14 protein-coding genes are annotated in these 22,073 nt (G+C 41.3%); 5 read left to right on the top strand and 9 right to left on the bottom strand.

The genetic code is table 11. From position 1 onward, the window contains the following. Both CRJ00_RS00640 and CRJ00_RS00645 read left to right on the top strand, forming a co-directional pair. Positions 1–1,506, top strand: a complete 1,506-nt coding sequence (locus CRJ00_RS00640; protein WP_099365010.1) for a PKD-like family lipoprotein — start codon at positions 1–3, stop codon at positions 1,504–1,506. Between the two features lie 4 nt (positions 1,507–1,510). Continuing rightward, entirely contained in the window at positions 1,511–2,998 is a 1,488-nt protein-coding gene (locus CRJ00_RS00645; protein ID WP_099365011.1) for a TlpA disulfide reductase family protein, read from the top strand. A gap of 45 nt (positions 2,999–3,043) precedes the next feature. Here the strand turns inward: CRJ00_RS00645 and fabD are convergent, their stop codons facing one another. From fabD to CRJ00_RS00665, 4 genes are all read right to left on the bottom strand, one after another. Next, positions 3,044–3,928 (bottom strand): ACP S-malonyltransferase, encoded by an 885-nt coding sequence (gene fabD / locus CRJ00_RS00650; RefSeq protein WP_099365012.1) that lies wholly within the window; start codon positions 3,926–3,928, stop codon positions 3,044–3,046. A gap of 37 nt (positions 3,929–3,965) precedes the next feature. After that, positions 3,966–5,195 (bottom strand): M16 family metallopeptidase, encoded by a 1,230-nt coding sequence (locus CRJ00_RS00655; protein ID WP_099365013.1) that lies wholly within the window; start codon positions 5,193–5,195, stop codon positions 3,966–3,968. 437 nt (positions 5,196–5,632) lie between these two features. Next, complete coding sequence (locus CRJ00_RS00660) at positions 5,633–8,455, bottom strand: outer membrane beta-barrel protein (protein ID WP_099365014.1); 2,823 nt, start codon at positions 8,453–8,455, stop codon at positions 5,633–5,635. A 9-nt stretch (positions 8,456–8,464) separates the two neighbouring features. After that, entirely contained in the window at positions 8,465–9,211 is a 747-nt protein-coding gene (locus CRJ00_RS00665) for a hypothetical protein (protein WP_144038052.1), read from the bottom strand. 216 nt (positions 9,212–9,427) lie between these two features. Between CRJ00_RS00665 and CRJ00_RS00670 the strand changes: the two genes are divergently transcribed. Then, positions 9,428–10,030, top strand: coding sequence for a ribonuclease HII (locus tag CRJ00_RS00670; RefSeq protein ID WP_099365016.1), 603 nt, complete (start codon positions 9,428–9,430; stop codon positions 10,028–10,030). 106 nt (positions 10,031–10,136) lie between these two features. Here CRJ00_RS00670 and CRJ00_RS00675 read toward each other — a convergent pair whose 3' ends face one another. The 5 genes from CRJ00_RS00675 to rsgA all read right to left on the bottom strand — a co-directional run bounded on the left by CRJ00_RS00675 (position 10,137) and on the right by rsgA (position 17,988). Next, positions 10,137–12,635 (bottom strand): YfhO family protein, encoded by a 2,499-nt coding sequence (locus tag CRJ00_RS00675; RefSeq protein ID WP_099365017.1) that lies wholly within the window; start codon positions 12,633–12,635, stop codon positions 10,137–10,139. Between the two features lie 60 nt (positions 12,636–12,695). Continuing rightward, complete coding sequence (locus CRJ00_RS00680) at positions 12,696–13,382, bottom strand: potassium channel family protein (protein WP_099365018.1); 687 nt, start codon at positions 13,380–13,382, stop codon at positions 12,696–12,698. Between the two features lie 5 nt (positions 13,383–13,387). Beyond that, positions 13,388–15,172, bottom strand: coding sequence for a TrkH family potassium uptake protein (locus CRJ00_RS00685; RefSeq protein ID WP_099365019.1), 1,785 nt, complete (start codon positions 15,170–15,172; stop codon positions 13,388–13,390). Positions 15,173–15,187: 15 nt separating this feature from the next. Continuing rightward, positions 15,188–16,999 (bottom strand): hypothetical protein, encoded by a 1,812-nt coding sequence (locus tag CRJ00_RS00690; protein WP_099365020.1) that lies wholly within the window; start codon positions 16,997–16,999, stop codon positions 15,188–15,190. 68 nt (positions 17,000–17,067) lie between these two features. Beyond that, positions 17,068–17,988 (bottom strand): ribosome small subunit-dependent GTPase A, encoded by a 921-nt coding sequence (rsgA, locus tag CRJ00_RS00695; protein WP_099365021.1) that lies wholly within the window; start codon positions 17,986–17,988, stop codon positions 17,068–17,070. Between the two features lie 115 nt (positions 17,989–18,103). Here rsgA and polA point away from each other — a divergent pair, with 115 nt between their 5' ends. Together polA and CRJ00_RS00705 are read left to right on the top strand one after the other, a co-directional pair. Further along, a complete protein-coding gene (gene polA, locus CRJ00_RS00700) occupies positions 18,104–20,899 on the top strand; it encodes a DNA polymerase I (protein ID WP_099365022.1) in 2,796 nt (931 codons plus the stop codon). Positions 20,900–20,925: 26 nt separating this feature from the next. Next, positions 20,926–22,038, top strand: coding sequence for a toxin-antitoxin system YwqK family antitoxin (locus tag CRJ00_RS00705; protein ID WP_099365023.1), 1,113 nt, complete (start codon positions 20,926–20,928; stop codon positions 22,036–22,038). Positions 22,039–22,073: the final 35 nt, after the last annotated feature.

The raw sequence follows: 22,073 nt of genomic DNA on the forward strand, positions 1-22,073 counted from the left end.
ATGAAAATAAAATTTGAAAACACGTTTATAGCCTTCATATTGGGATTAACTATGTATGGATGCGCAAAAGATAAAGGAAATTACGAATACCAAAATGTCCCAAAAATTGAGGTTAATGATCAATCCATTGTGGGAACTATATTTATTCAACAAGGATCTTCATTAAAATTAAACCCTGAAATTCAACTTAATGGAAATAATGATGATCTATCCTACGAATGGTTTGTCTATTTAAATTCTCCAAGTGCGTCTTATGTTCAGGATAGCACAAAAATTTCTAATACGAAGAATTTAGATTACATCATTGACCCAAATATATTTACTATTGGGGAAACTTATAAATTAACCTTTAAGGTTACAAACAACATTAATGGTATTTCTTCATTTCATTTTTACCAGTTAAGTATATCTGACATTTTCACTCAAGGATGGATGTTTTTAGAAGATAAATCGGGAAAAGCAGATTTATCGATGATTTTAAATAATGGCACAGTATACCATGATATTTATTCATTTCGAAACAGCAATCATCCGATCGTAAATCCAAAATCATTTACTATTTCGAATGCATCAATAACTGATGATGTCGGGCCCAGTGGTAAAAAATATTATATCGTTGGGCAAACTGATGCCGTTGAACTTGATGGAACAACCATGAAAAAAAGATTCGATTATGAATACCTGTTCTTTTCGCCACCAAATATTATAAAGCCGTCATATATTGCTTGGGGAGGTAGTTCGGGTAGTAATGTTGGTGTTTTGTTAAATGATGGGCATGTTCATATTAATATGGTCGGAGGTTTCCCAGGAGCTAAAAAATTTGGAGCCCAGCTAAGGTCTCCAAATAATGGTTATGATTATGCTTTGGCCCCTCAACATATTTCTGGCAACAGTTATACAGATACCTATAACATCATCATGTTTGACACAAAAAACAAACGGTTTTATGGAGTTACCACAAGTGCTTTAAATTCATTTGATGAAGCGAACCAAAACAGTAGCATCTTCGATATGAATAACGTTGGCTTAGATCTAATAAAACTAGACTCCTCCAACATAACAGAGATCCGCAATGCCATTATGAAGGATGATGGAGGCAAAGGATATCTGCTCCAATTCCGAACCTTAAGAAACGCCTCAAATCCTTCAATTACTGTTGGAAAACAAGAAATAATTTCACCGGGTATTGCTCAGGCATCAGATATAACTGCCTCCACCCTTTCTCCGCATCTATTTTATGTAAATGATGGAAAACTCTATCGCTATGAAGTAACCTCAAATACATATACTATTGAATACACTCTTCCTTCAAATGAAATTGCAACAAAAATAAAATTCCAAAAACATGGATATGGCAATTCTATCCCCCGTCTTATTTTATCCACGTGGAACGGTTCAGAAGGCAAAGTATATTTCTTTAAAATAAACCAGACTGGAGCTATTGAGAGTCTTGATAAAACATTCTCTGGCTTTGGAAAAATAATTGATTTAGCCTATAAATATTAAAAAAATGAAATTTAAAACTACCGCAGCATTGCTATTTATGACAAGTTCATTGTTCGCGCAGAACAAAATTGATGATGCGACAAAAAGAATGAATGAAATTGTTCAAAATGGCTCCTTAGCTCAAAAAAACACACTTGCGAATGAATTAAGTTTAGAGGCAAAAACCTCCAAGGATGCTAACCGTCTAGAAGTAATCAGTAATTACTTATATCAATTAGGACGTGAAGAAAGTTCTGATTCTCTACGAAGTGTAATTGCAAAAAAATATCCGAAAAGTCTTGTGGCAAGACAAGAATTTGTTACTAATGATTTCTATAAACAGAAAACTGCGAAAGACAAAGAAAATAGCTATAAAAAACTGTTAAAAAAATGGCCGATCCCAAAAACAGGTGAAATTAAAATAGCATATGATTACCTTATTGCAAATATTGCGAATTCATATATTGAAGAAGGCAATAAAGAAAAATCTTTATCTTATCTAAATCAATTAAATGAACGTTTTTGGCGGGCCCAAGGATTTATTCCTGTTGCGACAACACTACTACAACAAGGAGACACTTTAACGGCAATTCCATTAATTCAAACCTCCATTGAAGATGCAGAATATTTTATGAACCTCCCCAAAGATCAACAAGATAATAAGGCTGGTTTTGCTGCAGTAGGATATCCTGGATATGTTTCACAATTAGCAAATATCTACAGTAATCAAGGTAAGCATAAAGAAGTGATGACATTATTGGAAAATGCCATTTCAAAAAATCCAACATTTGCTTCGCGGTTCAGCAATACCTATTTCAAGGCTTTGGAAAATGCAGGAAGAAAATTGGAGGCCCTTCAACAATTAGAAATGATTTATAAATCGGGCAATTTTGCATTTAAAACTAAAATGCATGAACTTTACACTTCATTAAATGGTTCCGATAAGGGTTTTGAAGGTTATATCAATAGATTGGATAATGAAGTTATTAAATACATTCAAGAGCATATTTCACAATTTGCAATAAATCAAACTATGCCAAATTTTGAACTACTAAACCTTAAGGGCGAGAAAGTTAGTTTGGAAAGTTTAAAAGGTAAAACACTAGTATTAGATTTTTGGGCAACTTGGTGTGGTCCGTGTATAAGATCTTTCCCAGCAATGAAAGCAGCACAAGAAATGTATGCCAATGACAATAATGTAAAATTTTTATTCATCAACACTTGGGAAAGGGATAAAAATTATAAAGAAAATGTGGCAAGCTTTATTAGCAAAAACAATTATCCTTTCGAAGTGGTTTATGATGATCAGAAAGATCCTAATAATGGAAAAATATTAGCTGAAAAGTTGGGTATTACTGGAATACCTGCCAAATTTATAGTTGATAAAGATGGTATCATTCGTTATAAGTTAACAGGGTCCTCTTCTGAAATAGATTATATAAAACTTGAGATGAAAGAACTCATAGAATCTGCTAAAAAACCAATTTCGCAGCATTCATTGGCGAAAAAATAATTTTTAAATAAAAAAACAGATCCTTCCGATCTGTTTTTTTATTATTTATACCGTCGCAGACGAGGTCGGGATCTGTCTATTCACCTTCTTTACCAAACCTTGCAATACCGCTCCAGGACCAACTTCCACAAAAGCTTCAGCACCATTTGCCAACATCGTTTCCACCGTTTGGGTCCATCTAACCGCCCCAGTCAACTGCGCAATTAAATTTTCCTTAATAGCCACCGGATCCTGATAAGGGTTCGCATCATAATTCTGATAGATCGGACAAACCGGAATAGTAATCTCCGTATCTAAAATCGCCGCCTGCAATTCTTGCTTTGCAGCTTCCATCAGTGGCGAGTGAAACGCACCACCAACCGGCAATTTCAACGCCCTTTTCGCACCAGCTTCCAATAATTTCTCACAAGCTTTATCCACTCCAGCTACCGTTCCAGAAATCACCAATTGTCCCGGACAGTTATAATTCGCTGCAACCACCACATCTTCAATCTGCGCACAAACCTCTTCCACGATAATATCGTCCAAACCTAAAATGGCAGCCATCGTTCCAGGCTCCAGCTCTGTGGCTTTCTGCATCGCATTTGCGCGCTTTGACACCAACTGAATACCATCTTCAAAAGATAATGCTCCAGCAGCTACCAAGGCAGAAAACTCTCCTAGTGAGTGCCCAGCAACCATCGCAGGCTGAAATTGATCCCCTAAAGCTTTCGATAGAATTACGGAATGCAAAAATATGGCAGGTTGGGTAACCTTGGTCTGTTTTAGCTCTTCGTCTGTTCCGGCAAACATGATGTCTGTAATACGGAAACCCAAGATCTCATTCGCACGTTCGAAAAGTGCTTTTGATTCCTCACTCGAGTCATACAAATCTTTACCCATTCCTACGAATTGGGCTCCCTGTCCAGGGAAAATATACGCTGTCTTCATATCAGGTTCTTTTTTCTATCACAAATATAAAAATTCCTTATTCTTCTGGAATGAATGATAAGGAAGAAAGGTTATCATCGCCAAAAACATCGTTGGCGATTTCCTGGATCTCCTTCGTACTCACCTTATCGATCTTTTCAAAGACTTCCGAAAGGGTAACTACGCGGTCATAATCGAGGATATTCTTCGCTTCCGCAATGATCAGGTTCATCCGGTTCTCTTCGGCCAAAGCGATCTGCCCTTTGAACTTATTTTTTGCCCTTTGTAAAAAGGTCTCCGACAAGGGCTGTTCCTTTAGTTTGTTCAGTTCTTTTCGGACCAATCGTAAGGCTTTCTCAACCTTTTCCTCATCCGTACCAAAATAGATACTGAAAAGTCCGGTATCCGAATACAAACTGTAATTTGATTCGATGGTATACGCAATACCGTATTTCTCCCGGATATTCAGGTTGAGGATAGATGCCATGCCATAACCTCCCAACAAATTGTTCAACAGCAGTAGCCCCGTTTTTCGGTCATCATAGATCCCATAACCATGTCCACCCAATACATAATGGGCCTGATTAATCGGCCTGGTCAATGCCAGCTCCTGCTTTTTAGGCTTTTGGAAACTCTCTGCGGCATGATCCCAAGGGTTAATGGCCACTCGTCCAAAAACCTTGTTGGCTATTGCCAACAGCTTCTTTTCCGTATAATTCCCCGAAATGGCGATCACCATTTTGGAAGTGGCATAATGGGTATTTATGAACTGCCTTATATCCTGTTGTTCAATAGATTTCAGATCATCCTCCAAACCAAGGATATTATGTCCCAAACCAGATCCTGCAAACACCATATCCTCAAAATCATCCATGATCGCATCTTCCGGACTATCTTGGTAAGATGCCATCTCATCCAGGATTACGCCTTTTTCCTTTTCCATTTCATCCATCGGAAAAACAGAATGGAAAATTAGATCCTCAAATAGATCCAATGCCCGGTCAAGGTAAGGATGGAGAAAAGAGGCATGTATACAGGTATACTCTTTGGTGGTATATGCATTCAGATCGCCTCCGACAGATTCCAAACGGTTCAGGATCTGATTGGTACTGCGCCTCTCCGTCCGCTTGAACAAGAGATGCTCAATAAAATGGGCTGTTCCAAATTTCCCATACTGTTCATGCCTGGAACCCACATCGACAATCAAGCAGGCATGGGTAATCGCCGACCTGTCCGGATGCAACAACACCCTCAGTCCATTATCAAGTTGGAAAATTTTTTGGTCCATCAAGCAAAGGTAGTATTTTAGCGTTAGTATTTAGTAGTTAGTATTAAGACCTAGGGTTGGATAGCCTTATTTAGATAGTCTTCTAATGTAAATCATGATGTTAATTCGAATACCTAACTCTGGGCAGGGTCGTACTGAAACCATGGTGAAAGTAATGTGAAAGTATGTAATTCCTATGGTTTGATCCCATTTTGATGCTTTTACCTTGGTTTAACCATACTTTAAGACCGAATTCATCAAGAAAAGTGTGTCTTATCATACGAAAATGGGATAAAATAAAGAATATAAAAAGAGGCTCCCTTTCAGAAGCCTCTCGCTTTTATGGTGTGATCTATTTTCTACTTTTTATTATCAGACATCCTTTATCAGACATCGATTATCAGACGTATAGATTCTATCTTCTGACATCTATCATCTAATATCTAAAGAGATCTAAATTAGAACCTAGGCCCTCTACCGCCTGGCCCTGGGAATCCACGATCATCTGATGGTGGCAAACCAGAGAATTTCTGAAGTTTGAAGGTGAACATCAACATGAAATATCTGCCCAACCTGTTGGTTTGGGTATCCGCGTAGTAGTTTTCTGCTACTGTTCTGGAGATGTTGGTCTGTTCATTCAGTAAGTCATAGGCTTGTAGACGTAGGGTCGCGCGGTCATCTTTCATGAAACGCTGCTCGATATAGGTGTTGATGATAAATGGATTTGCACTGGTCAATGGTCCATATCCTTTATTGAAGGTCTTAGATAAATCGGCACCAAAAATAGTGGATTTGGTAATGTTTACCGATCCGTTCAATGTTGGTGTGATGGAAGATACATTGTTGTTATTCTGTGTCTGCAACTGATTTCTCGATAAGTTATAGTTATAACGAACACCTGGACTGATCTCCAAGTTTTCAGAAGGCGTATAGCGAAAACTTAATCCCTGCATGAATACGTAGTTGTTGATCACGTTCTTTTCACCTACTTCAGCAGTAGGTTCATTAGAGATATACGACAGGTTCTTGTTGTAAGTAACCCCTCCCATCAACATCAAGTTGTAGGTTTTCTCTTTCAGCGATTTACCGAAGTGGTAGAAGGAACTGATGTTATACACCGGATCTTCTGCATTCAAGAACCTGGTTTCTCTGATCATACCTAAACCTGGCTCATTATAACTTTTGTTGAAGTTGGTAATGCGGTCTTTGGTCAAGCTACCATTAACGAACGCAAAGAATGTATTTCCTTTTTGGAAATCTCCTCCACGATAACGGATGGTCGTCTGATGTCTGAATTCAGGATCCAGATCAGGGTTACCGATCGTTGTACTTGTTCTGTTGTTACTTACTTGGTATGGTAAGATCTGATTAACGGAAGGTTCGTTGGAACGACCGGAATAGTTCAGACTCAAACTTTTCTGACGGGAAAACTTGTATTCAAACCTAGCAATAGGAATGAAATTGAAGTTCTTACGGTTGATCAACGCACTGGCGTCATCCGAGGAGGCATCTCCTTCCAAAACGGAAGGTTGAACGGAAGCACCCAATGAATATTTTACCTTCTCGTTCTCGTGCATATAACTTGCTCCGATACGATGGGTAGTGAAGGAATAATCCTGTAGGTAGTGGAAATTTAATTCCTCATCAGGATTAGAGGATTCATCTTCATTAAAGGCATCTTGGAAGTTTTTATTGTTGTATGCGTTCTTATTAAAGTCATACGTCAATTCCAATTTACCATATTGGGAAAGAGGCTCTGTATAGGATAAGGTAGTACCTGCATTCCAACTTTTGTTATTCACTTCCTGCAAGGTTTTTTCATAGATTTCAATTAATGGCGTATTCGCATTTTCGGGATCAGCCACCATACGTTCCAATACTCTGTCGTAATCGTTTTCGGTTGCTGAATTATCGTAATTGAAATTGAAGAATAGATTACGCCCTTTATCGTTCAATTTACGGTTATACAAACCACTGATGCTATAACGTGGAACATTGGTGTTGGTCAATACTTTTTGGGTTTGCTCATTATCCAACAAGTCGGAGATAAAAGTGCTTGCAAAGGTATTGGAGTTATTGTTCACATCGTTGTATCCGAACTGTGGAGTAAGTTTGATATAATCCCTATCGGTAATGTTCCATTCTAGATTGGCTTCCATACGATGACTGGTCGTAATTCTATTGCCATTATCTTCGGTGTTTTCCACCTGCTTCAATTCAGGAAGTGTATATTCGATCAAACTCTTTGTAAAAGTGTTATTATCATCCCTTCCGAAAGAATAGTTACCATATACTTTTAGTTTTTCAGAGAAATCATGACGGATATTCACCCCGATGGAACCTACATCTGTAATACCACTTGGGTTACCGAACATACCTCCACCTGGACGGCCACCGCCACCCATTCTTCTTCTGGCACCTCCACCGGAAGTGTTGAAATCAAATAGAGGGGCATTGATGTTATTAAGGTTTCCTAAAACCGACACTTGGGTCTTATCGGTCATGCCCATCCACATACCGGTAGCCTGGTAGGTATTATCCGTACCATAACCCGCCCGGAGGGTGGTCATAAAACCTTTGTTAAATTTCGGATCGATCTGGATGTTCAATACCTTTTCGGAATCACCCGATTTATTACCGGTGATGTTGGCCATATCGCCGAAATCATCTACCACCTGGATCTTTTCGATGATATTGGCAGGTAGGTTCTGCGTAGCAGTTTTCACATCACCACCAAAGAAATCCTTACCATTAATGCGTACACGGGTAACATTCTCCCCTTGTGCAGTTACATTACCATCCTTATCAACCTCCACACCTTGAAGACGTTTCAAAGCGTCTTCGGCCACTGCTCCCTGGCGTAATTTTAAGTCTTTCGTGCTGTACTCTACGGTGTCGCCTTTTACCTGTACGGTCAAGACCCCTGCAACCACAACTTCTTCTATTTGATTGGCATTTACCGCCAATGCGAAGCTAGGTACGCGGATTTCCTTTTGCCCTTCCGGAAATTCCACTTCCTTTTCTACCGCTTGGAAGCCTAAACTACTTACGCGAATGGTGAATTTCGTTGCAGCTACGTTGGTAAACGTAAAGAAACCCGCATTCGTTGAACTTGTTTTAAGGGTGTCTGTAGCTGACATTAAGTAAACCGTAGCCCCAGAAATAGGTCTAGATTCCGTGTCTCGCAGCATACCCTCGACCACTCGATTTGCTTGTGCATGAACATTCATGCTCAGCGCTAAGATGCAAACCAACATCAAAGCTTTTCTAATTCTATCCATAAATTAATTTTATTGCTCATTCAGCTTCCCTACAATCCAAACATCCGTCTTCATCTTGTAAGGATTCTTAATGGATGGTGCCGGCCGACCGTACATCCCTCCATACCTTCCCGTCTGGCTAGGTTGGTTCTTCAACATCTTCTGCAACTGGGCAAAACGATTGTTGATCATCACCTGTATACCCAACGTTTGCTTAGGATCTTTCAACCCTAATGCACTGATAGGAATTTTTGATTCATAGCTCAAGATTTCATTACCTTCCAGTTTCGCAACGGCCTGCACCCCGTAGGTATTGTCGAAAGACAAACGACCATCCACAATCCTGGAGAATCCTTTCACCCCATAACCTCTACTTCTCTTGATCAGTTCTTCGCGTACATTCATGTTCGGAAGATTCTCATCATTGGCCATTGCCCGTAGGGTCTCACTGTCGGGTACCGGAAAAATCAACTGCGCACCATCCCGCTTCTTCCCATCGGTATTCACATTGATGATAATCCCATTGCGAACCGCATCCTGCTGTAATACCGCATCTTTGATCCGCATCGCCACATAGATGTATTCGGCATCATTGCTGACCCCAAACATCCAACTGCTATCTGCATCGATCAGATTTAACTTTCCGTTCCACTCTGTCAATTGTGCATCCACTTTCACCGGAAAGCTGGGCAGGATCTGGTAATTTTCCTTCTTTTTCTGAGCCAATAAGCTAGAACAAGCAAAAATTAAACAACTAAAAATGGTAATTCTTTTCATGTTTACTTTGATAACCTTCTTATTGACAACAGTATAAGTAAAAAAGTTTACTTATCATGAATCTCCTGCAAAGAAAATAATAAGAAGTGTAAATTAATGTAAATAGCGGTTTATATCACATATATTACATTTCAGTAGTTAGTAGTTAGACGTATGGCGCCGAGCTCTTAATACTAAATACTAACTACTAAATACTATCTTTACTATCTTTGTTTCATGGATTTGTTGTCGTTTTTTCAGGAGGAATTTTTGGAGGCGGGCTGTGATGAGGCTGGAAGAGGATGTTTGGCAGGGCCTGTTTTTGCTGCGGCGGTTATTTTTCCGGCGGGGTATTGTAATCCGGTTTTGAACGATTCCAAGAAGCTTTCGGAGAAGAAAAGGATGGAATTAAGGCCGATTATTGAACAGGAGGCCTTGGCATTTGCGGTGGCAAGTGTTTCGGCGGAAGAGATTGATCGGATTAATATTCATAAGGCTTCGTATTTGGCGATGCATAGGGCATTGGATATGTTGCAGGTGAAGGCGGAGTATTTAATTATTGATGGGAATAAGTTTATTCCTTATGGGGAGTTGCCGTTTAGCTGTATAGTAAAGGGAGATGGGAAGTATTTGTCAATTGCAGCAGCTTCTATATTGGCAAAAACGTATAGGGATGAGTATATGGAGGGTATTGCTGGAGATTTTCCGGAATATGATTGGCGGAGTAATAAGGGATATCCAACTATTAAGCATAGGCAGGCGGTTTTGGAGCTGGGGATAACGCCACATCATCGAAAGACTTTTAGGGTGACGTATCCGCAGTTGAAGTTGGTTTTGTAAAAAAACACGTCATTGCGAGGAACGAAGCAATCTTTGGACTAATCGAAAGATTGCTTCGTCGTACCTCCTCGCAATGACGGTAGAGTTCCTCGCAATGACGAGAATATTATTTCACTACCTGCGGCGCCTTACTTACCTGCGGTGATTTCCCTCTATGCTTCAGCGATATATAAATCGCCCCAGCAAATCCCAGCACCAAAATAATAGAAGCGATCAACGAAATAACATTAGAAACCTTCATACTATTCGGAGCAAAGACAAATTCCACTTTATGGTTACCGCCTGGTAATGACAATCCACGCAACAGATAATCCGTACGGATAATTGGCACTTCCTCGCCATCCACATAAGCTTTCCAACCTTTATCATAAAACACTTCCGAGAACACCGCAAAAACCTGATTAGGCGCAGAATACTCATATTTCATGGTATCAGGGTGGTAAGAAACCAATTTGATATCTGAATTTACCGGCTGACCAATAGAAGCTGTTCCAAACAAATCCTTTAAGCCTTCATTCACGATCGCCTCTTTCTTAGGATCGAAGGTTTTCATCGCTTCCATCTCCGCATTGCTGCCATTCACAAACTTCACATTGTTCACAAACCACGCATTTCCTAATGCCGAGCTACGACGCTGAATATTCTCTGAACCATTCTCTGGATTCTTCCCGATTAAGTAGCGAACATTCATCATATCCAATACATCCTCGTTCAATCCATTATCAAACAGATTCTCGATAACCTCTTGGAAACGCATCAATTTCGCCGCATGGTATCCACCCAAGCTCTTATGGAAATAAGAGGCCGATGCATCTTGGAAAGGACTGGTCGTCAGATCCAATACCCGGTAAGAAAGATCTTTATCCATATGGATCAACTGATCAACCTCACGCTCCGGGATCGGACGTTCATAAATATCCTTATCTACAAAAGAATTATTGTTTAAATAGCGTTTATCAAAAGACCAAAGATCTACCAAAGTAATCAGCCCGATTCCGGCCAACATAATGGCTACATTCGCTTTCTTCTTAATAAATGCCCAAACAAAACCGAATGTCAAGGCTACAATAAAGAAGGAACGCCAAGCATCCGCAGATGCCATCGCCGAACGATCCTTGATCAATGCATTGACAATCTCCGTGGTCAAAGCCTGATCCCCGGTACGTTCTTGAAGCATGGAAACATATTCCTGATGGGTAGAGGTTCTCAGATTCAGTAAACTAGGCATCAAAGCAATCAGCAAACAGATGGCAGCAACTGCTCCACCGGTGTACAACACTTTTTTATCCAGATCCACGATTTCAGATCCCCTCGTGATGATTTCATGAACCGCCATGATCCCCAATAAAGGAATCAACACCGAAGGGATCACCAAGATCGATTCCACGGCCCTAAACTTGTTGTACATCGGGATATAATCGAAGAAAAGATCCGACATCAATGGGAAGTGGCGTCCGAAGGATAAGAAGATGGTCAATAAGGTTGCAGCAAGGATCCACCATTTCAATCGATCCTTTACGATGACCAAACCCAGGATAAACAGAAAGATAACTCCCGCACCAAAATACCAGGTTCCTTGGGTAAAACTCTTTTCACCCCAATAGGTTGGTGTTAAGCCATTGGCATATTGCAGGGCCTGATCCGCTGGAATGCCCATTTTGGAAAACGTTCTTACCACATTGGATTCCTCATCCAATAGGCCCGATGTTTTACCGCCATAAGCGTGCGGAATCAAGAAGGTAATGGTCTCCCCAATACCCTGGCTCCAAGCATAGGCATATTCCTTATCCAAGCCATGCGCATCTTTGCCTGGCTCTGTCACTTTCGTGATATTTGCCTTTCCGCGGATGGTCAGTTTGGAATATTCGTAGGTCGGGAATAATACCGAAGCATTGACCAGAACAGCGACCAATACCCCGATCAGCTGCATGGACGTTGCCTGCAAAAAGTTTTTAAGTTTCTTGTCTCTAATCGCATAGTACAGTTCAAAGCCCACTAATACCAGTAAGGCAATAAACAGATAATAAGTCATCTGGATATGGTTTGAACGGATCTCTAAGGCAAGGAATAAGGCTAAGATTGCTGGTCCCCAGAGTCGGCTCCCCCGATAACAGAGAATCACCGCTCCGATGATGGGCGCCATATAGGCAATGGCATAGGCTTTATTGATATGCCCAGCCTCAATGTACATAAAATTATACGAGGAGAACGCCAGGGCAACCGCTCCGATGGCGGCCAACCAAGGTCGAATCTTTAATACCGAAAACAGGAAATAGCCCCCTAATAAGAACAATAAAAGCACATCTGCCGGTGGAGGGAAAGCTTTACGCAAAGCTGGACCTATATAACTTGCCACGTTGTTGGCATGGTCGTACCATATTTGGTAGGTTGGCATTCCGCCGAACATGGAGTTGGTCCACAAGGGCGTATTACCGTCTTTTTCTCTGAAATCAAAAATCTCTTTCTGACTTCCTCTGGCTTGCATTACATCACTCTGCAACAAGGTTTTACCCTGCCATACAGGCGTAAAGTAAAATACAACGATAAGGAGGAAAATCCCGATGATAAACAAATGTGTCTGATTTTCCTTAAACCAATTTTTCATGAATTGTAATAAAGGGTTATTAATGATATACGCCCAAAAATATAGAAATGATTTTAATATTTATGCTTTTTGAATCAAGTTCTTAATATTGGACAATTCCCCAAAGAGGACAAGAAGATCATTTTCCCGCAGTACCATATCGGCTTTGGCAATACCGGATGCTTCTTTGGAGGTTCGGGTCACTCCATCCCCAGAGGTTTCTGTTTCTACCTGAACGGTAGTCAGAACGATAACCTTATATTTATTGGTCAGGTCAGCTTCTTTCAAGGTCATGCCGATATACTTGGCAGGAACCTTGGTTTCGATGATGCTGTATTTTTCGGAAACCTTGAAGGAGTCCACAATATCGATATTGTCCAAGCGCATGGCCAATCGTTCTGCGGCTTCCTCTTCCGGCATAATGTATTCCTCAATGTTCATCGCTTCCAAGACGGTTTTCTGCAGGTCGGAGACTACCCTACCGATGATCCGCTTTACTTTGAGCTGTTTCAGCAGCGCGATGGTCAATAGGGATGCGCCTTCATCTTCACCGATCGCTACAATCACGGCATTGCTATCCCGAAGAGGAAGCGAACTCACCGCTTCTTTATCCGTACTATCCAAGCAGACGGTATGGGTAATCTTATCTTTGTTCTGCTCAACCAGATTCATGTTAATATCAGCCGCGATGACCTCATGTCCCGACTCCGTTAAGTGGATCGCCAGGGATCTCCCAAAATGTCCTAATCCTAATACAATATATTTCATAGCGCTTAAAACAGAATTTTTTCAGTTGGATAAATATAACTTTTGTTCTTGGTATTCTTGATGAAGGCCACCAAAAGGGTCAACATCCCGACACGACCAACAAACATAGTAACCATCAGGATAATCTTACTGGTGGAACTCAAGGAAGGCGTAATGCCTAATGAAAGCCCACAAGTGGTATATGCGGATACCGATTCAAAAAGCAGGGACATCATGTCCTGGTTGGGATCGGAAAAGTTCAATAAGATAAAGCTCAACGAAATGGTCAAGATCGATAACAGGATAATGGCAAATGCCTTATTGACCGATTCGGAGGCAATTTTTCTTTTGTAGATTTCAATGGATTCCTTTCCTTTTGCCAATGCGACGATATTCATCAGGGAAATGGCCACAGTTGTTACCTTCACTCCCCCACCCGTAGAGCCTGGAGATACCCCAATCCACATCAAGGTCACGATCATGATCAAGGTTGGGATATTCACAAAGTTCAGATCCACACTGTTGAATCCTGCAGATCGGGAAGAATTGGCCATAAATATGGAAGATACCCATTGCCCGTAAGTAGAATTGTCGTCCATCAGGGTATGGTTTCTCTCCAGAAAGAAAAAGGAAATGGTAGCCAGGATGATCACTACGATATTGCACAGGACAATAAAGCGCGAATTGAAGGAAAAAACCATGGGCTTATGTCGATAGCTTCCTTTTCGGATAAACTTACACCAAAATGAGGTAATTTTTTCCTTTACCAGGGTATAAAAATTGAAGATGGTCCCAAAACCTAAACTACCAAGAATGAACATGGAAGATACGGCCAATTGGAAATTATAATTGAATCGGTAATTTTCATTGGTCACCCCATCTTTGATAATGGTAAATCCGGAGTTACAGAATCCAGATATGGCATGGAACGCGGAGAAGAAAATCTGTTCTCCAATGGAACCGAATAATTTAGGATCCAAGGAGAAAAAGATCAGGACCCCACCGATAAATTCAAAGAGGAAAGTGATAAAGATAATGGTCAATAAGGTGGAAATAACGGAGTTCAATTTATCCTCGCCCAAGATCTCCCCGAACATCAATTGGTTCTTGAAGGAAAAACCGCCGGAAAAGAAATATCCGAAAAAACCGGTAAAGGTCATGATCCCTAAACCACCGATCTGAATCAATGCCATGATCACCGATTGCCCAAAGACGGAGAAATTGGTCGATATATCTGTTACGGTTAGTCCGGTAATACAGACGGCGCTAGTGGCCATGAAAAAAGCATCCACAAAACTGAGTGGAGCTTCAATGGTCGTTCTTGGGAGCATCAATAAAAAGGATCCCAAGACGATCAGTCCCAAGAAGGAAACGACGAATAATATGGTCGGATTGAAATAGAAGTTATCAAAAAAGAGGCTGCTTCTGGACAGTTCTGAGATGAACATAATGAATATCCCCAGGTAGAGCCATTCATCTTTTGCGAAGTTTTCAAGAAATCCACCGGTAAAACGCGCGAGGGTGATCAGCAAAAAGTAGGCTGTTACGACGACCCCCGAATAATGGGAAACATTGATCCTCCGGGCCACCAGAATGGAGGAAATCGTCCGGATGGCCTCAAATAAAAATAGCCCGTAATACATGAAAACAACTGTCGTTTCGGTATAACGTGCTAATTCTGGATCCGTAATATAGCCTACGTGCAGGACCATCGTGATGGTACAGATCAGGCTGATGTAGAACAGCACCTGATCCACTACCTTATTGTGGTATCGAAATATAAATTTTAGGAAGCTGAAAAATGAATCCATTCTACAAACATAGGATTACTTCTCCTTTTTTTCTTCTTTATCTTCGTTATCTTTCTTCTTGAACAGTCCTTTAAAGAAATTACCTGTTTTTTTGATAACGTTTTTAGAGCCTTCTGTTATTTCCTTCACGTTTTCCGCAGCCCCTAGGAGTTTCGCCTCCCGTTCCTTACTGATTCCTGCACATTGCTTAATTCCTTCCAATAGACTTTGCCACAAAGTTTTGAAGAAGGTATGTTCCGGAACACGGGTATAGTTGACTTTTCCAATATGATAAACTTCATTGGCGTCGGGGTTACTATCATTGATCAGGACATTATTGACCACAAAGGATAAAATCCCCTTTTTGGTTTTGTTCATATCCTCTCCAGGTTTGTTGAGCAGGTTGATCTTCAAATGGTCGTAATCGAAACGGAAATCACCCCAGTTACGTCGGTCATTCGCTTGCATGTTGAAGCTGATTCCACGGATATTTCCTTCGCCGATCTCTACGTTCAGCAAAGGTTTCAATATTTTATTGAAAGTAGTGGCCTGCATCCTTCCCAAGGTTCCCTTATAGGTATGTTCACCGGCCTTGCTCATCATATTGAATCCAAAATTGATCTTTAGCAATCCTTGGTTCATAATTTTCGCGCTCAGATCTGCCCGCATCCAAGGTTCTTTCTTGAGGTGAAGGCTATCGTTGGTGACATTGGTGATGATCCCCGACGCATTGTTGAAGGTTATAACTCCCTCTTGATGGAATTTCGCGGAGAATTCGCCATATAAGACATCTACATTGCTTAAGAAAACAGTATCAATATGGATCAATTGCTTCAGTTTCAACAATTGTTGGTGTGGTGATTTCCCAATTTTATTGGAGCTCTTCTTTGGATATCGTTTATCGTTGTATAAGGAGATCGATCCATTTTTGATCTGCACATTCCTGGCAATGGTCTGTTGGTCATCGATCACTCTTTTAAAGTCCAGTTTTTCAAAACGAAGGGTATCAAAGCGAAGATCAGCCATGGTTACATTCTGGCCCCTTGCCTTAAAATAGTTGCCTTTGCTCATTTTGGGTTTATATTCCACCTTGGTCAAGAGCACGTTCTGTTCTTGCGTATTGATGGTCAAGCGGTCAAACTTGGCCACATATAACCCGTTGGAAAGGTCGTACTCAAAACCAGGCACATCGATTTCCACCATTTTTGTGTAGAACAAGCGGGTGGTATCCTTGATGGAGGTTTCATCCAACAAGACATCATGCACCTTGATTCCGATGCTATCCAATTGAATGTCGGAAGATTTCCCTTCTTCGACTTTGGAGAACTTAAACTTCACGTTATCGATCTTGATATCCCTTACATTCACGGAACTGAATACATCCTTGATATTGTCGTATAAGGTTTTAGTTTCCTTAGGTTTGATCGTATCGTTATAGGCATGGTATTCGGAGATCATGTGAATATCAGGCGATTCAAAACTGATGTTCTTTATGAACAATTTCCTTTTCCGGATCACATCCCAAAGGTTGAAGCTGCGCACTTTCAGATTGGTCAGTTTGATATGAAAACGGCTGTTCGGAGCTTCCTTGGCCAGGACCATCTTTTGGTAAACAGCAGAATCTGGAATGAGCTCGGCATTCTTCAAGGTCACATTTCCAAGGGTGATATTCAGGTCCAGGTCGTCGTAACGAAGCGAATAGAGGCCGTTGGTGGAGTTATGCACCACTTCCTTCAATCGCTCTTCCAATAAAGGTTTCCAGTTTCGGTTAAAATACCAACCCACCCCAGTAACGGCGATAATAATAACTACTAGTACCCCTATAATCCATTTCCAAACTGGTTTCATACGATTCTGTAAACGATGGTTTATTGTCGTTCAATAATACGAAACAAATTTATGGCCAATATGTTTAGTTAGTTGCGATTATTTTCGTTATTGTAGATGCTGAGGTAGCTATCGTAGCGGGAAGGGTCGATCTCGCCATTCTCCAAAGCCTTCAGAACAGCACATCCAGGTTCGTTGATATGTCGGCAATTGTGGAATTTACATTGGTTCATCAAAGCCCTCATTTCGGGGAAATAATGGGATAGTTCCTGCTGTTCGATATCAACGATCCCCAATTCGCGTATTCCAGGGGTATCGATGAGTTTTCCTCCAAATGGAAGGATGATCATTTCGGCAAAGGTGGTGGTGTGTTTTCCTTTGTCGGACCACTCGGAGATGATCCCTGTTTTCAGTTCCAATCCTGGCACCACGGCATTGATCAAGGTCGATTTCCCTACGCCTGAATGTCCTGACACCAAAGTAGTTTTATCTTTTAAGAGTTCTCGTAGTTCTTGGATATGCTCGCCTTTCAAAGCCGATACGGCATAACAAGGGTATCCTAGGCCTTCGTATAATGCCATGTATTCCGCCAGGATTTCCAATCCTTCCTCGGAGAAGAGGTCTAATTTATTGAAGACAAGGACCGCCGGAATGCTGTACGCTTCGGCCGTAACCAAGAACCGGTCGATAAAACCGGTGGAGGTGGCCGGAGATGCTAAAGTAACGACCAAAACCGCTTGATCTAAATTAGCACCAATGATCTGGGTCTGTTTAGAAAGGTTCACCGATCTACGGATGATATAGTTTCTTCTCGGCAGCAAGGTATTGATGACACCGGATTGTTGCCCAGGTTCGAGTTCAAACTCCACAAAATCGCCCACCGCAATGGGATTGGTTGTTTTTATGCCTTGGGTCCTGAACTTCCCTTTGATACGACATTCGTAGTTCTGCCCATCATCGTCCATGACCTGGTACCAGCTTCCTGTAGATTTTGTTACTATTCCTCTCATTTTCTATTTCATTAACAGATGAATCCGCATATCCTTTCGCAAAAATGGAAAAATTTTGTTAATCTTTGGGTCTAATGATTTTGTTAACTTTGTTTATATCGTAAATATTAAAAATTTGAAAAAGTTATTTCTTCTCGACGGGATGGCATTGATCTACCGTGCCTACTTTGCCTTGAGCAAGACCCCACGGTTAACTTCATACGGTTTAAATACAGGTGCCATCATGGGTTTTACCAATACCCTATTGGATGTCTTAAAAAACCAGAAACCCTCTCATATTGCCGTTGTATTCGATACAGAAGCCCCTACCAACAGACATCTGGAGTTTGAAACCTATAAGGCACAGCGGGAAAAAATGCCGGAAGATCTAGCTGCTTCGATTCCTTATATTTTCCGTTTGATCGAAGGATTTAACATCCCGATCATCACCATGGACGGCTATGAGGCTGATGATATCATCGGTACCTTAGCAAAAAAAGGCGAGAAAGAAGGATATACCGTTTATTGTATGACGCCGGACAAGGATTTCGGCCAATTGGTATCGGAAAATATCTTCATCTACAAACCTGCTCGGATGGGCAATGGGGCGGAGGTGTTGGGGGTTCCGGAAATATTGGAGAAATGGGAGATCAACAACGTACATGAAGTGATTGATATATTGGGTCTTTGGGGTGATGCGGTGGATAATATCCCCGGCATACCGGGAGTTGGCGAGAAGACCGCAAAAAAATTGGTCCAAGAATTTGGTTCTGTGGAGAACCTGATCCAGAATACCGACAAATTGAAGGGAAAGCTGAAGGAAAATGTGGAGAATTTTGCGGATCAAGGGTTGATCTCCAAAAAATTGGCGACCATTTTATTGGATGTTCCTGTTGAATTGGACGAAAAGGGCTTGGAACTGGAAGAGCCTAATAAAGATGTTTTGGAACCACTTTTTGTGGAACTGGAATTTAAAACCTTAGGAAAACGGATTTTTGGCGATGGTTTTAATATGGCCGAAAATGCGGTGCCTAAAGGCGGACAGATGGATCTTTTTGCCATTCCGACGGATGCTGGTGTTGGTATTGTAGCGGAGGAAATGGAGGATTCTTCCCCATTGAATACCATTGAAAACACCACGCATACTTATATTTTGGCCGATGAACTGGCTGAACAGGAAAAGCTGGTGAAACTTTTAGTTTCGCAACCTTCCTTTTCTTTTGATACGGAATCGACCGGATTGGATGCCTTAAATGCGGAGATGGTCGGAATGTCTTTCAGTTTTGAACCTGGGACAGCCTATTATGTACCGGTATCCTCGGATCCGCTTCAGGCACAGGAAACTGTTAACCTGTTCAAACCGATTTTTGAGAATGAACAGATCCAGAAAATCGGGCAGAACATCAAATACGACATGCTTATCCTTTCCCGCTATGATGTACAGGTAAAAGGGAAATTATTTGATACGATGTTGGCCCATTACCTGATCGATCCTGATACGCGCCATAATATGGACTATCTGGCCGAGACGTACCTGAAATATAGTCCGGTTTCTATCACCGAACTGATTGGTGCCAAGGGAAAGAACCAAGGGAATATGCGCGATGTGGAATTGGCGAAGATCAAGGAATATGCAGGCGAGGATGCAGATATTACACTGCAGCTGAAACATAAATTTGAACCTTTACTACAAGAGACTTCGACCTTGCAATTGGCAGAGGATGTGGAATTTCCGTTATTAAGGGTGTTGGCTTCGGTAGAACGCAATGGGGTAAAGATAGATGAGCTGACCTTGCAGAATTTCTCGAAAGAGATTGAAAAGGATGTGAAATTATTGGAACAGCAGATCTATGAAAAGGCTGGCTGTACCTTTAACATCGCTTCTCCAAAACAATTGGGCGAAGTGTTGTTCGATAAACTTCAATTGGATCCGAAGGCTAAGAAAACAAAGACCGGACAATATAAAACCGGAGAGGACGTATTGTTGGCACTGGCCAACAAGTCGGACATTGTTCAGGACATCCTTTCCTTTAGGCAATTACAGAAATTGAAATCAACTTATGTTGATGCGCTGCCAACATTGGTCAACCAGCAGACCGGATTGATCCATACTTCCTACAACCAAGCTGTGGCCGCAACGGGACGTTTGAGTTCAACCAACCCGAACCTTCAGAATATTCCTATTCGTACGGAAAAAGGTAGGGAGGTTCGAAAAGCTTTTATCAGTAGGGATGAAAATTGGACGCTGTTATCGGCGGATTATTCGCAGATTGAGCTGCGGATCATGGCCGAATTGAGCAAGGACAAGAATATGCAGGATGCTTTCCATCAAGGTTTGGACATTCACCGTGCGACAGCGGCAAGGGTTTATGGGGTAGCCTTGGATGAGGTGACCTCGGATATGCGTAGGAATGCCAAGGCGGTGAACTTCGGGATTATCTATGGGCAATCGGCATTCGGCCTATCGCAAAGTTTGGGGATTCCAAGAAAAGAAGCGGCTGAGATCATTGACCAATATTTCTTACAATATACAGGTATTCGCCAATACATGAGTGAGGTGATCGAATTCGCAAAGGAGAATGGCTATGTGGAAACAATTTTAAAAAGACGTCGTTATTTAAGGGATATCAATTCGGCCAATATGACGGTTCGTGGTTTTGCGGAACGAAATGCGATCAATGCACCTATTCAAGGTTCTGCGGCAGATCTGATCAAAATTGCGATGATCAATATACAACAGGATATTGAGGAGAAGGGCTTGGCGGGGAAAATGATCATGCAGGTGCATGATGAGCTTGTGTTTGATGTTCCGAATCACGAAATTGAAACTTTTAAAGCGATCATTTCAGATCGTATGAAATCGGCGATCAATATGGAAGTTCCTATTGAGATCGAAATTGGTCAAGGAAGAAACTGGTTAGAGGCACATTAATTAAGTGTGTTGGAAGGATAATAATAATGAGGATATTCAAGGCAATCTTAATAGGGATCATGCTTTTTGTCCTTGGGTGGAACGCCCAAGCTCAGGAAGCGAAACCTGTATTTATGGAAAGGGCGGATAGTAATCTGGTCCGTTTTTATTACGACAAGAACTACTTTTTGGTCGATAAAAACTGTGAGTTCCATTCCATTGAACGGATTGCTGAATTTGATTCCAAAACAAGTTTCTTTATTGGGGAGTTCAAGGATTATTCGCTGGATGGTAAGTTATTGCTAGAAGGGAGTTACCGTCAAGGCATCAAAGAGGGTATTTTTAAAGCCTATCATACAAATGGTCAATTAAAATGGCAGATGACTTATCAACAGGGTGTCCCTGTTGGCGAATTGAATTTCTTCTATCCTAATGGCAATCTTTTGATGACGGTGCTGCATCAGGGTGAAACCGTGAAATTAATGACATTGATGGATGACCGGGGTCGCCGTTTGGTGATGGATGGCAATGGAAAGTATAATTTCAAGGTGCCTTACGCAGGCTATAACCCCTATGGATTTCCATTTGTGCGTTTGCGCGGAAATATCAGGGATGGTTTTGCAGTAGGAAAATGGCAGGTATTATTTGAGGATGACAAGGGCACGGTGGAAGCCGGCGAAGAATATTATGCGCCTAATGGCGCATTCAGGGAGGGCTACGATTACTATACACAAGAAGTATATGATGCTGCTCGATATCCACTTTGGCCTATAGAGCCTTTTATGCGCGGCGAACATTTTGTGTCCAAAGATTGTACATTTGATGACTTTACGGGATATACCATGTATTTAGGAAAGGCCATCAGCGATTATTTTGATGGCGAAGAAATCCCTGATCTATCCAAATATGAAATCACCTATACCGTGGAGGTGGATAAGAAAGGAATTCCTAAAAAGGCAAAGGTAGCGACCAAGTTCAATCCGGATTTTGACCGTATTTTTGCTTCTGCCTTGGGGGAAATCGGAAATTATATTCCCTCCTTTGTAAATGGGGAATATGTGGATGATGAATTGACAGTGAATCTCATAGCGCAAAAAGCTGGGGATGGTTCGTTGCTCTTTCATTCGGTTAAAATCATTAGAAAAGCAGAGAACCCTTAGGATTTCCTAAGTTTAATTATATTTGGAGAAATTTT

The sequence above is a fragment of the Sphingobacterium sp. 1.A.4 genome, assembly GCF_002734245.1.
Taxonomy (GTDB): Bacteria; Bacteroidota; Bacteroidia; order Sphingobacteriales; family Sphingobacteriaceae; genus Sphingobacterium; species Sphingobacterium tenebrionis.

Coding starts and splice junctions, on each gene's coding strand:
- CRJ00_RS00640 (WP_099365010.1), top strand. CDS start 1: ATGAAAATAAAATTTGAAAACACGTTTATAGCCTTCATATTGGGATTA.
- CRJ00_RS00690 (WP_099365020.1), bottom strand. CDS start 16,999: ATGAAACCAGTTTGGAAATGGATTATAGGGGTACTAGTAGTTATTATT.
- CRJ00_RS00685 (WP_099365019.1), bottom strand. CDS start 15,172: ATGGATTCATTTTTCAGCTTCCTAAAATTTATATTTCGATACCACAAT.
- rsgA (WP_099365021.1), bottom strand. CDS start 17,988: ATGAGAGGAATAGTAACAAAATCTACAGGAAGCTGGTACCAGGTCATG.
- fabD (WP_099365012.1), bottom strand. CDS start 3,928: ATGAAGACAGCGTATATTTTCCCTGGACAGGGAGCCCAATTCGTAGGA.
- CRJ00_RS00705 (WP_099365023.1), top strand. CDS start 20,926: ATGAGGATATTCAAGGCAATCTTAATAGGGATCATGCTTTTTGTCCTT.
- CRJ00_RS00655 (WP_099365013.1), bottom strand. CDS start 5,195: ATGGACCAAAAAATTTTCCAACTTGATAATGGACTGAGGGTGTTGTTG.
- CRJ00_RS00670 (WP_099365016.1), top strand. CDS start 9,428: ATGGATTTGTTGTCGTTTTTTCAGGAGGAATTTTTGGAGGCGGGCTGT.
- CRJ00_RS00665 (WP_144038052.1), bottom strand. CDS start 9,211: ATGAAAAGAATTACCATTTTTAGTTGTTTAATTTTTGCTTGTTCTAGC.
- CRJ00_RS00660 (WP_099365014.1), bottom strand. CDS start 8,455: ATGGATAGAATTAGAAAAGCTTTGATGTTGGTTTGCATCTTAGCGCTG.
- CRJ00_RS00675 (WP_099365017.1), bottom strand. CDS start 12,635: ATGAAAAATTGGTTTAAGGAAAATCAGACACATTTGTTTATCATCGGG.
- CRJ00_RS00645 (WP_099365011.1), top strand. CDS start 1,511: ATGAAATTTAAAACTACCGCAGCATTGCTATTTATGACAAGTTCATTG.
- CRJ00_RS00680 (WP_099365018.1), bottom strand. CDS start 13,382: ATGAAATATATTGTATTAGGATTAGGACATTTTGGGAGATCCCTGGCG.